Source organism: Pseudoalteromonas sp. Scap25 (assembly GCF_013394125.1).
In the GTDB taxonomy this organism is placed as follows: domain Bacteria; phylum Pseudomonadota; class Gammaproteobacteria; order Enterobacterales; family Alteromonadaceae; genus Pseudoalteromonas.
On sequence record NZ_CP041328.1, the window covers coordinates 595450 to 608431 of the forward strand.

Here is a 12982-nt window from a genome sequence, read left to right on the forward strand (position 1 = left end):
AACTCTACTAGTTAGTACTACTTAACGCGTAACTCCATCGTCCATTAAATGACTGGTAAGCATTTACCTTAGCCAGTAACGATGAAATAGTTGAATCAACGGCATTTTCTTGTGCTATTAAAACATCCTGACGTGCATCTAACAACTCTAAGTAAGGAATTTGCCCTTCTTCATACATTGCTTGTGCTTGTAAAAATGCATTATTAGCAAACTGATACCGCTGCTCAGCAAAACGCGATTGCTGTGCTTGATTGACCAAGTATTGCAATGAAAGTTCACTCTCGTTAATGGCTTTTAAAACCACTTGTTGATAGTCAGTATAAGCAGCTTGACTTAAAAATTGCTGCGCATCACGCTGAGCCAGCAACGCAGGATAACTTAATAAAGACCATTGTACCTGCGGTGCAACTTGCCACTGCTGCTGGGTGTCGCTAAAACCATTACTACCCAAACTTAGCACGCCTGCAAAACCACTTAAGCTGATATCTGGCAATAAGGCTTTACTTGCTGCCACACTTAAACTATTTGCTTGGCTAAAGTCATATAATGCTCGGCTAATATCGGGTCTTAGTGCAATCGCTTGATTAGGCTTTGCTAATGACACTTGAAATGCCTTACTCAATATAGCGCGTTCATCATCAATACTCAGTGATTGCGTTGGTTGTGCACTTAATACCGCAAGCGTAGATAAATCACGAAACTTAGCATATTCAATCGCCGGAATGAGTGCTTGTTGCTGCCTAAGTTGCGCCATGGTGCGGTTTAAATCAAGCTCATTTGCCACACCTTCATCTACTTGCGCTTGCAGCACTTGAATACTTTGTTCGAGCGCTTCAATTTGCATTTCAATAATTTGTTGCTTTTGCAGGTTACCCTGATAGCTAGCAAATCCTTTAACCACAGATGACACAACTTCAATTTGTAATAGCCTAACTTGCTCGGCTTGGCTCATTGCTTGTGAATTTGCAGCATCAACGAGTGCAGTGATTCGGCCAAATAAGTCGAGCTGCCAATCAAGTGCTACATTCGCACTTGATTGTCGGCTATTGGTATCGCCTAATCCACTTCGCTTGGCTCCAACCGCAACACCGCCTTGCGGTAAGTATTGTGCTTGTTGTTCGCCAATACGTGCCAACGCACTTTTAAGCACCAGCTGACTCGTTTGTAAGTCGTAGTTATTAGCCAAAGCATTACTAACAAGCTGGTTTAATTGCGCTGAGCCTAGCTTGTGCCACCAATTTTGCTCATCTTCACCAACATACTGATCAGCCGATATTGCTTGGGCAACAAACTTGTTTACTTGTTGTTGCTCAACTGCTGTATCTATTTTGCTCGCACAGCCAGATAACACTGCAATTGCTAACACAGAGCCTAAAAATGCCGGCATCTTAAATTGATTTAAATGTAATTTAGTCATTTAAAGACTCCTCAGCGCGCTGCTTTTTTACCACCAGCATATAAAACACTGGTGTAAATAATAGCCCAAATACAGTCACACCAATCATACCTGAGAATACTGCGTTACCCATTGCATGACGCATTTCAGCACCGGCACCGGTTGCCAACACTAACGGTATAACACCCGCTGTAAAGGCAATTGAGGTCATTAAAATAGGACGTAAACGCATGCGACACGCCGCCAACATAGCCTCAAGGTGCGATAATCCGGTATCGTGTTTATCTTTGGCAAATTCCACCATTAAAATGGCGTTTTTAGAGGCCAATGCCACCAGTACAATTAACGCTATTTGAGTAAATATATTGTTGTCTGAACCTACCAACCACACCCCTAATAACGCAGAGAATATAGTCATAGGTACAATTAAAATAATGGCCAGTGGTAAACGTAGGCTTTCATACTGTGCTGCCAATACCATAAACACAAGCAATACCACCAGTGGGAACACGTACACCATGGTATTACCGGCAAGTACTTGCTGATACGTTACCTCAGTCCACTCATATTCAATACCTGTAGGTAGCGTTTTCGCCAATACATTTTCAATCGCTGTTTGCGCTTGGTCTGAGCTATAACCTGGTGCTGGGCTGCCGTTAAGTTCAGCACTTGGGTAGCCGTTGTAGTGCATAACACGATCTGGGCCTATAGTTGGCGTTACCGTAAGCACTGAGCCTAGTGGCACCATGTTACCTTCACGATTACGTACTTTTAGGTTTAGTATTTGCTCTGGGTCTACTCTAAATTCGGCATCTGCTTGGGCATTAACTTGGTAAGTACGACCAAACATATTAAAGTCGTTTACATACACTGAGCCTAAATAAATCTGCAATGAGTTAAATACTTCATCAAGCGCAATACCTTGGATAAGTGCTTGCTCGCGGTCAATATCAATATCCATTTGCGGCACTTGAATTCTAAAGCTTGAATACAGCCCCATTAACGCCGGATCTTTTTGCGCCGCGGCAATCACTGATTGCAAGCTATTAAATAATGCTTCAAAGCCTTTGTTTGCTCTATCCTCAATTTGCAGTTTAAAACCACCGGTGGTGCCTAAGCCTTGAATGGGCGGTGGCGGAAATACAGCCACAAACGCTTCATCAATAGCTGCAAAACGTTGGTTTAACTGCGCCGCAATGGCAGATGCAGACATACTCGGATCGGTACGCTCTGCAAAGGGAGCCAGTGGTGTAAATACAATGCCGCTGTTAGGGCTATTAGTAAACCCATTTACAGATAGGCCAGGAAACGCCACGGTGTTTGCAACCCCAGGAACCTCGAGCGCTATTTGCTGCATTTGTTTTACTACCGCTTCGGTTCTGTCTAAGCTTGCTGCATCTGGTAGCTGCGCAATGGCAACTAAGTATTGCTTATCTTGCTGTGGAATAAAGCCACCAGGTACCGCGTCAAACAACTTAATCGTGCCGCCAACTAAAGCAACATAGGCAACCATTACCACCACGCTCATACGAATAAGCTTTTGTACTAGCTTTTCATACCCTGTTGCACCACGGTTAAACAGTCGGTTAAATGGCTTGAATAACCAGCGACCAAATAACTTATCTAACAAGCGGGTAAACGCATCAGGCTTTGCGTCGTGCGATTTTAACAATAAGGCTGCTAGCGCCGGTGACAATGTCAGTGAGTTAAACGCAGAAATAACCGTTGAAATAGTAATGGTTAAAGCAAATTGCTTATAAAACTGCCCAGAAAGCCCAGTAATAAAAGCCGTTGGAATAAATACCGCACACAAAACTAATGCAATCGCAATAATTGGGCCGGTTACCTCTGTCATTGCAACACGTGTTGCTTCAAGCGGCGATAAGCCGTTTTCTATATTTCGTTCTACATTTTCGACCACTACAATCGCATCATCAACCACTATACCTATAGCCAGTACTAAACCAAATAGCGATAAGGTATTAATAGAAACACCAAGCCACTGCATTACAGCAAAAGTACCAATAAGTGAAACTGGCACAGCTATAAGCGGAATAATTGACGCGCGCCACGTTTGTAAAAATACAATAACGACAATAACAACCAATGCGATTGCTTCAAGCAATGTGGCTATTACCGCATCAATAGAGCCGCGAACGAATACAGTTGGATCATAAACAATGTCGTATTCAACACCTTCAGGAAAATCTTTCGATAAACGTGCCATGGTTTCACGCACCTGATCTGAAAGCTCAATGGCATTTGAACCCGGGCGTTGAAATATTGGCATTGCCAATGCGGGTTGATTATCAAGTTCAGCACGCAGTGAGTATGAGTCTTGACCTAAGTCAACACGCGCCACATCTGACAAACGCGTAAGTTGCCCTTGATCACCTACTTTAATAATGACCTGCTTAAATTCTTCAATGCTATTTAGGCGGCCTTTCACGTTTAATAAAATTTGAAATTGGCTATCGTTAGAGATTGGTTGCGCACCTAAGCTACCCGCTGCAACTTGCTGATTTTGCGAGCGCAAAGCAGCCACAACATCGGTTGCTGTAAGCTCACGTGCTGCTAATGCATCTGGATTTAACCACACACGCATAGCATATTTACCACCACCAAATAACTGAATATCACCCACGCCAGGTAAACGTGCTATTTCATCTTTAATGTTTAAATCGGCATAATTTGATAAATACGCCGTATCATGGCTATTTTGGGGTGAATATAAATGCACCACCATGGTTAAATCGGGTGATGACTTTTCAGCAACTACCCCTAAACGCTGCACCTCTTGTGGCAGGCGCGGTAATGCACTATTTACTCGGTTTTGCACTTGTACTTGAGCACGGTCTAAGTCCGTACCCAAGGCAAATGTTACCGTTAAGGTCATGCGCCCATCACTGGTTGCTTGTGAAAACATGTATAGCATGTTTTCAGTGCCGTTTATTTCTTGTTCTAGCGGCGTTGCTACTGTTTGTGCAATAACCGTTGGGTTTGCGCCCGGGTAGCTGGCTGTTACTACCACTGTAGGTGGTACAACTTCTGGGTATTCACTGACTGGCAGCTGAAATAAAGAAATGCCACCAGCAATCAAGATAATCAGCGACAGCATGGCCGCAAAAATCGGTCGCTGGATAAAAAAGTGTGAAAATTTCATTTAATAACCTTATTGCTTAGCAACTAAATCGGCAGGGTTAGCAGTGAGTGTAAATGCCACACCTTGGGTATTAATTGTCACTTTATTAGGTGATATTGGCATGCCAGGCCCTACGCGAGCAGGGCCATTTACGGCAATCACATCACCCTGTTCAAGGCCAGAGGTAATGGCACGTAATGCGCCATAGCGCTCACCTACAGTAACCAATTTATATTGCAGTACATTATTTTCGCCTACAGTTAACACAAAGCGGTTTTTTAAGTCAGTACCAATGGCTCTATCTGGAATAATGACGGTTTCGCGTATTGCATTGGCAGCCAATTTAATCCGTGCAAAAGAGCCTGAACGTAACTCGTTACTACGATCTTCAAATACAGCTCGAACACGTAATGTGCCAGTAGATGCATTAATTTGATTGTCTATAAAGTTAATGTGACCATTGTAATTAAAATCACTCTGCCCTACTTTTTGCATAACAACAGGTTGTTTAGTCGCTGCAGTGACTTCATCAAATGCATTGTTCCAAGTACGTTCATCGACATCAAAGTAAGCATACATTTTGTCATTAGAAACAATTGAAGTGAGCACACTTTGCCCGGCAAGTACGTTGTTACCTTTTGTGATGTTTGCGCGAGAGATAATTCCATCAATTGGTGAAACCACAGAGGTAAACTCTAAATCAAGCTCAGCGGCTTTAAGCTGCGCTTTTAGTGCGGCAAGTTGTGCTTCACGCTGACGTAACGTTGAGGTACGTGCTTGCGCTTGCTCAGTAGAAATTGCTTTACGCTCAGTTAGACGCACTGCACGTGATGCTTCGCTTTTTGCTTGTTCAAGAGCCGCTTGTGCACTTTTAACCTGAGCTTGTAAACTAGCTACCGTGGCTCTAAATGAACGATCATCAAGGCGAAATAACACATCTCCTTGTTTTACAGCATCCCCTTCTTTAAATTCAATTTGCTCAATAATGCCTGATACGCGCGGCATTAATGCCACTTTTTGCGGTGACTCTAAGCGCGTTGTATAGGTATGCCAACTTTGCACAGGCTTAACCAGGACTTGGGCTACATCAATAGCTTGGTATTGTTGTGCGGGTGCTGACTGTGCTGTACTTTCCTCAGCACAACCAGTTAGAGTAATTAATGCAACAGATAAGGCTGTAGCAACTAAGTGTTTGTTCATAACGACGCTCCTGTTAATTAGGTGATACATAATACGGAACATGCTTGTTGACAAAAACAATAGATTTTTAAATTCATTAGTGCCAAAATGGCATCAAAGTGACACTATGGTGCAATAATGGATACAACGAGCCGACTCTTAATGCTGCTTGAAGTGGTTGAGCAGGGATCATTTGCTAAAGCTGCTGAAATACGCAACATTGATCGTTCCGTGATCTCTAAACAAATTAGTCGTTTAGAAGATGAGCTAGGGGTGAGGCTATTAAATCGAACCACTCGTTCGTTTTCACTCACCGCAGCAGGTGCTGAAATGATAAAAAAAGCGGACGAGCTGCGAACCCTGCTCGGCGATACCCTGCGTATGGCAGAGAATTATCACTTAGAACCTCGTGGCGTATTAAAAATCACCTCATCTACTTTAATCGGCCGGCGTTATTTACAGCCTGTTATTAACGATTTTCAAAAGCGTTTTCCGCAAGTTGAAGTAGAGTTGCGTTTAGATGATCGGCTTGTGGATATTGTCTCTGAAGGATTTGATTTGGCATTTAGAGTGGGTGAGCCAAAAGACTCCTCTTTAATTGCTCGAAAGATTGCGCGTAATCGTTTATTACTTTTAGCTTCACCTGCATTTATTGAAACCTATGGAATGCCGAAAAACATAACCGATTTAGCACAATTACCTGCTGCTAGTTACGCAAGCAGTTCCCTGCGAGTTGAGGGAGTAAGTTACTACAACCACCTTGGTGAACAATGTGAACAAAAAATTAAAAGTGTATTTAGAGCCAATGATGCTGAAGCACTATTAATGAAAACACTCTCTGGAACCACTTACGTTTTAGCCCCCGCGTTTATATTAGATAAAGAAGTGATTGATGGACAACTGGTGCCTTTATTGACAGACCTTAAATTAATGGAGCACAGTGCTATGTATGCGGTATACCCACATCGTGATTTACCGGTAAGAACCCGGTTATTTTTTGATGCCGTACGCGAATATATTGGTAAAGAAAGACCGATTTGGGAAAACAGTATTCCTGACTTTGAACAAATGTATTAGCCGCTATAAAACTTAAGCCAGCGCTAAAATATCAGTGCAGACCCCGTTACGGCCAGTCTCTTTGGCTTTATAAAGCTGCTTATCGGCCAAGTCTATTAGTTCGCTTAGGCTTTGTTGCTGGTATTGTACAACGCCTAAACTGGCGGTTAACTTAATGGTTTCACCATTAGCGATTATGTGCTTATTTTGTATTGCGAGTCTTAACTTTTCTGCCATTGCTAAGGCTGCTTGCGGACTATCAAAGTTACTCATTAGTGAAAACTCTTCACCTCCGACTCTAAACACATACCCTTTTGCAAAAGTGCCGCGCAATAATGTAGCTAGCTCAACCAGCACTTTATCGCCAATATCGTGCCCATACTGATCATTAATTTGTTTAAAGTAATCTAAATCGAGTAAAAATAAGTAAAGCTGTGATTTATCTTTGATCTCTACCTCAAAAAACTGGTTCATTGATAAACGATTACCAGCCCCAGTAAGGGGATCGAGTAACGCTAAATTTTTTAAACGTTTTGAAAAATCAGCTCTATTACCTTCAAAAACATGAGATATAGCCCATATGCTTATATATACGAATAATAAGTTAAGCCCTATGTTAAAAGCTGAAAACGATGAATGTGGCAGTTTTTGAGATAACACCACCAGCTGTAAAACAAGTAATGCCGCAGACAAAAATAACCCGTAACGTCTACCAAGTAGTAAGTAGTAAAGAATAGGTAAAATAAATGTCCACAAAAACAGGCCGTTTTTAGGGGGGGCTAAGTAGGTGCCGCATAACACAATTAAAGAGATGGTTAAGCACATGGTAATGGCATGCCAGCGCTTGGGATAATGTTTTTGTGAGTGCTTAAATATATATAAGCATAACAAAGAAAAGCCGACTTCGAGACCACCAACAAGGGGTAAATTATTCACCAATAAGTTAAATACAGCAAATACCAACGACAAAAAACCAAAACAAATGCACATCCACTTAAGAACGTGCTTACGTAGCGTTTTTGTACTATTAAGTGCAGCTATATCCATGGATAACTTAAAATATTTTTGATAGCTTATGTTAACAATGAAATGCAAAAATCACAATTTTAAGCTTAAACAATTCAGAAAAAACAAGCCAAAAGAATTAGTAAAGCGTTTATTCCATAATCAATTCATTAACAGTACCCACTAAATCTGCGAATTCTTCATCAACATGCGATAACTGTTTAGGGCTCAGCGTTTTGTTTAACTTGAGTAGCAATTGCGCATAAGCTTTTAAGTTTTGTTCATTAAGCTCAAGCAGCTCATTACTCATATACTGTTCACGCTCTATAATAATGATGCGTAATTGCTGAGTAAATTCAGCCTCGCTAAGTGTTTGCTGGGTAAAAAGAGCTTCAAGTGCAGCTAAACGAGCTAGTTTGTAGTCGTACCATAAATTTCTAGTACTAGTATGCGCACTATTGGCTTGTGATATGAGCATTTGCTGCTCAGAAGTGAGTTTGCCAAGCCACTGCTTGTAGTAATCTAGTTGTCTCTCTAAGCGTTGTTGCTGGTGCTCATCTTGAGTTAATGAGGCATGCTCTTGGATTTCATCATTAATTTGCTCGCGAATATTTTTTACCATTTCACTGCGCTGTGACGGGGTTAAGGTCAGCGCTAACTCAATTAAAGGCTCGCTGGTATGCAACAGTAAGTTTCGCCAATGCTGCTTAACTTGGGTTATTTTATCCATCAACTGCGCAGTATCAGCTTCATTGTTTAGCAATTGTCTTAGGTCGAGTAAATCGGCTTTATATTTTGGTAATTCAACTTCACGATGCCAATCCCGGGTATCGTTAATAATCGCTTTTAACTGCTTAGATTGGCTTTTATTAAGATCAACGTAATCATCAATCCAAAATGACGATAACCAACCTAGGTTGTTATAGGCAAATGACGTTGAACAGCTGGCAATAAATAACAAACTGGTTATAAAAATAATTTTACTTAGTTTTATATTTTTTAAATTATTTAACATGAAAAGACCCCGTTGTATGATGCTTTGGTTGCCAAAAATCATCATAAGTAATTATGTAAGCTACTGCTTGCTTTTATTTTTTTCATTTTTCTATAGAATCGCAAGCTAACGCAATTTATATCATAGCTATGTGCTTAAGTTTAGAATTTTTGAGCTATAGTTAAAACTACTTGTTAATACGTTTGTATATCTAACTTATAAACGTTGGCGTTATTGATTTAGCTCATAATTTATTACCTACTCGAGTAATAAGTAAATGATTAACCGTTATGATGCTTACCGACAACGATAACTAATTTGGAGACATGCATATGTCACAGTCTAATTTAAAAGCAATGTTCTTTGCGGGCATTATACTTGCTACACCTTATGCTTATGCAGGGCTTGAGGAAGGCATAATAGCTGCAAACGCAGGTCAATTTGAGGAAGCACTAAAAGAGTTTAATTATCTTGCAGACAAAGGCTATGCCCCAGGTATTTACGAACTAGGTAAGTTATACGAGGGCGGACATGGAGTTACTCGTGACTACTACAAAGCAGCTGAACTTTACCAACAAGCAGTTAAAAAAAATCATGTAGATTCAATGTTTGCACTTGCGGTTTTGTATGATGAAGGAAACGGCGTAAAGTTAGACAAACAAATGGCTATTAGCTTATTTGAGAAAGCAGCCAATAAAAACCTTCCTGCAGCACAGTATAATTTAGGGGTAATGTACGCCAACGGCGATGGCGTGAGCCAAGATTATAAAGCCGCCAGAACATGGTATGAAAAAGCCGCCGCAAATAATTACACGCTTGCACAATTTAATTTAGCCTTGATGTATTTTGAAGGCTTAGGAATGCCAAAAAACCTTGAAATGTCGTATGTATGGAATACCATTGCTGAGTACAACGGTAACATGCAAGCTAGCCACAGTCGTAAACTTGATGAACGCACTATGCTCCCTAAAGAAGTCGCTGAAGCTAAAGAAAAAGCCGATGCTATTTATAATAAAATTTTAGCAGGTACTTACGCCGGTGAAGGGCGAATGTTTTAAGCAAATAAAATAACTAAAAAAGCTGAATGAAGTGATTCATTCAGCTTTTTTGTTTAAAATACTAAAGACTATTTTACATAAAGCCACTTTAGCACTTTGATCAGTAATTTATTTTGTTTGAGTAATAAACCTATACGTGGGTTAATTGAACCTGATACTAAAGTGTTTCTTGCGTGGCTAAAGGTTAAAAAGCCCTCTTTGCCATGATAATGCCCCATACCAGAGTGACCAACCCCACCAAACGGCACATCATCGGCAGCTACTTGAATTAGGGTGTCGTTAACTGCAACGGTCCCACTAATTGTCTGCCTCATTATGTGTGCTTGTGCTTGCTTATCTTGCCCTAGTATATAGAGCGCTAATGGATGATGGCGCAATTGAATATAATTGAGCGCATCATCTAATTTGTCATAACTCATTATCGGTAAAATAGGCCCAAATAACTCTTCTTGCATTAATTGCATCTCATCTGTGACGTGCGTCACAATATGCAGACCCATCCGGTGTTTTTCAGCATCTTGTTGATTTTGCTCAAGCGGCTTTGTTATTTTAGCGCCTTGCTGTTGCGCTTGCTCTAAATAACCTAGCAGACGTTGATAGTGAGCAGGACTAATAATAGAGGTCAGGTTTTTACCTTCAACACCTTGTTTAAAATGCTTTTTATAAAGTGTACACAAAGCTTTAATAAACTGATGTTCTAATGCTTTAGGAACAAATACGTAGTCAGGAGCCACACATATCTGCCCTGCATTGGCCATCTTTCCAAATAATAAAGCACTCGCGGCTTTATTTACGTCCGCATTTTCTAAAACAATGACTGGCGATTTTCCACCCAGCTCTAAGGTTACCGGGGTTAAGTTTTTACTCGCTGCACCCATCACCAACTTACCAACCGCTGTCGAGCCAGTAAATAATAAGTGTGCAAACGGTAATGATGAGAACTCGCTCGCTACTTCACTGCCCCCTTGAATAATGCTGCAGTGTTGGCTTAATTCTCCTGCAAACAGTTTTTCAAGTACCGCATTGGTATTAGGCGTAAACTCACTGAGCTTTAGCATCACTCTATTACCCGCGGCAAGAGCGGTAATAACAGGCACAATGGCTAATTGAATAGGATAGTTCCACGGAGCAATCACACCCACCACGCCAATAGGCTGATAGGTTACACTTACTTTTGAGGGCCATAAGCTCAAACCAGGGCTACGATGACTAGGCTTAGACCATCGAGGTAGCTTTTTAATAATATGTGCAAGCCCCTGCATAGTGGGCAAAATATCCCCCACTAAAGTATCAAACGCGGTTCGATAGCCAAAATCTTTAGATACCGCCGCAATTAAGTCTTGCTCTAGCGTTACAATGTTAGCGCGTATTTGCTTGAGTAAAGCAAGGCGTTGCTCAATGGGTAAATAAGGAGAGTCTTCAAAAGAGTGCTTTAGTTCATTAAATTGTGAACGCAAAGACCCTGTAGATAATGTGTCAGTGATCAAAATAGGCTACTCGATTTATAACGTTTTCAAGACTATAACCTTGTTCTGTTTCACGAGCAATAAAGAGTGATTTTGCAGCGCGATAAAAATCGTTGCAAAATCACTCAAAAAGGTTGGTTGGAACTCATACCGATGCATTGCTTTCGTGTGCATCGGTTAGCTGTTTTTTAGTTAGTTGTGGGGCTGTTAAAAACCAAACACCTGAGCTGCAATGGTCATTGTCACTAACGTGATTAAAACAATAGCAACAATATTTAGCACAAAGCCTGCACGGATCATGTCTTTCATTTTAATTTCGCCCGATCCAAACACAATCGCATTCGGTGGCGTAGCCACTGGCATCATAAACGCACAACTACATGCAATCGCGGCTGGAATCACCCATACTAATGGACTACCAGTTACAGACTCAGCAACAGGTCCCAGTAATGGTAAAAAGCCTGCGGCTGTTGCCGTATTACTGGTAATTTCCGTTAAGAAAGTAATGAGTGCCACCACCACAAGAATGCTCATAACTAAAGGAATTGCACTCGCACCCTCAATCATATTGGCAATGTAATCGGCTAATCCTGATGATTTAATTTGCGAGGCTAGCGTCAAGCCGCCCCCAAATAAAAGCAGCACACCCCAAGGCACTTTAGCGGCACTTTCCCAATCTAAAATTCGCTCATCACTGCCTTTATTAGCAGGTAGTACAAATAAAAGTAATGCGGCTGCAATTGCAATACCCGTATCTGAAATTTTAAGACCGGTCATATCACCTAGTAATGGTCTAAATATCCAACAAACAGCCGCAAACATAAACACAAACAATACGCCCTTTTCAGCACGTTGCATGAGTCCTAACTCTTTTAGCTGCGAAGAAAATACCGCTTTAGTGTCGATTCGCTTGTTTGTCTGTACATTCGCATCAACTTTATAGGTAAATTTAGTTAACCAAATCCAGCTGATGATTAACATACCAAGCGATAATGGAACACCAACGATCATCCATTGGGCAAAGCCAATTTCGATTTGGTAACTGTCTGATAGGTATGCAGCCATTAGTGCATTCGGTGGAGTACCAATTAAAGTGGCAATCCCACCAATACTCGCGCCATAAGCAATAGAAAGTAAAAGTGCTTTACCAAAACCTTCATTAGTTGGATCAGAGCTTTTAACTAAATGAGTGATAGATAAGGCAATAGGCAACATCATTACCGCGGTAGCAGTGTTAGACATCCACATAGATAAAAATGCAGTCACTAACATCATAGCTAAAATTTGTAAGCTTGGTTTTTTACCTGCATAAAGCATAGTTCTTAATGCAATACGCTTGTGTAATCCCCAACGCTCCATAGCAATTGAGATTAAAAAACCGCCTAAAAATAAAAAGATCAGCGGATGCGCATAAGGAGCTGCAACACTTTTTATAGCCGCTATATCTACAATAGGCGAAATCACTAAAGGAAGTAATGCAGTAGCAGGAATGGGCACAACTTCACTTACCCACCACGACGCCATCCAAAATGCTAAGCCTGCAGTTTTAAAAGCAGCAACCGACATTCCTACTGGCGGCTCAGCTAAACAGGTCAGTAACATTACACACGGACCAAGTAATAATAACAGCCATTGCATAAACGGCTTTTTATTAGCGTTATTTTCTAAAATACGTTTTGTCATATT

At 41.0% G+C, this 12982-nt stretch carries 9 protein-coding genes; 2 read left to right on the top strand and 7 right to left on the bottom strand.

Annotated features, from left to right (window positions below; translation table 11 throughout):
* Window positions 1–7 precede the first annotated feature (7 nt).
* Genes FLM54_RS18115 through FLM54_RS18125 form a run of 3 tightly spaced genes read right to left on the bottom strand, consistent with a single transcriptional unit; the run spans window position 8 to window position 5738 of the window.
* Window positions 8–1417 (bottom strand): TolC family protein, encoded by a 1410-nt coding sequence (locus FLM54_RS18115; RefSeq protein WP_178957222.1) that lies wholly within the window; start codon window positions 1415–1417, stop codon window positions 8–10.
* Window positions 1410–4559: an efflux RND transporter permease subunit gene (locus tag FLM54_RS18120; RefSeq protein ID WP_178957224.1), complete on the bottom strand. Its 3150-nt coding sequence runs from the start codon at window positions 4557–4559 to the stop codon at window positions 1410–1412. Before FLM54_RS18120 ends, FLM54_RS18115 begins: the two co-directional genes overlap by 8 nt.
* A gap of 9 nt (window positions 4560–4568) precedes the next feature.
* A complete protein-coding gene (locus FLM54_RS18125) occupies window positions 4569–5738 on the bottom strand; it encodes an efflux RND transporter periplasmic adaptor subunit (RefSeq protein ID WP_178957226.1) in 1170 nt (389 codons plus the stop codon).
* Between the two features lie 117 nt (window positions 5739–5855).
* Here FLM54_RS18125 and FLM54_RS18130 point away from each other — a divergent pair, with 117 nt between their 5' ends.
* The gene (locus tag FLM54_RS18130) at window positions 5856–6794 is read left to right on the top strand and encodes a LysR family transcriptional regulator (protein ID WP_178957227.1); all 939 of its coding nucleotides are present in this window, start codon (window positions 5856–5858) and stop codon (window positions 6792–6794) included.
* Between the two features lie 12 nt (window positions 6795–6806).
* Here FLM54_RS18130 and FLM54_RS18135 read toward each other — a convergent pair whose 3' ends face one another.
* Together FLM54_RS18135 and FLM54_RS18140 are read right to left on the bottom strand one after the other, a co-directional pair.
* Complete coding sequence (locus FLM54_RS18135; protein WP_178957228.1) at window positions 6807–7820, bottom strand: GGDEF domain-containing protein; 1014 nt, start codon at window positions 7818–7820, stop codon at window positions 6807–6809.
* 109 nt (window positions 7821–7929) lie between these two features.
* Complete coding sequence (locus FLM54_RS18140; protein WP_178957230.1) at window positions 7930–8793, bottom strand: DUF6279 family lipoprotein; 864 nt, start codon at window positions 8791–8793, stop codon at window positions 7930–7932.
* A 311-nt stretch (window positions 8794–9104) separates the two neighbouring features.
* Here FLM54_RS18140 and FLM54_RS18145 point away from each other — a divergent pair, with 311 nt between their 5' ends.
* Entirely contained in the window at window positions 9105–9830 is a 726-nt protein-coding gene (locus tag FLM54_RS18145) for a tetratricopeptide repeat protein (protein WP_010389004.1), read from the top strand.
* Between the two features lie 68 nt (window positions 9831–9898).
* On the opposite strand, the gene FLM54_RS18150 is transcribed toward FLM54_RS18145, so the two are convergent.
* Window positions 9899–11317: a coniferyl aldehyde dehydrogenase gene (locus FLM54_RS18150; protein WP_178957232.1), complete on the bottom strand. Its 1419-nt coding sequence runs from the start codon at window positions 11315–11317 to the stop codon at window positions 9899–9901.
* 186 nt (window positions 11318–11503) lie between these two features.
* The gene (locus FLM54_RS18155; protein ID WP_178957238.1) at window positions 11504–12979 is read right to left on the bottom strand and encodes a DASS family sodium-coupled anion symporter; all 1476 of its coding nucleotides are present in this window, start codon (window positions 12977–12979) and stop codon (window positions 11504–11506) included.
* Between the last annotated feature and the right edge of the window lie 3 nt (window positions 12980–12982).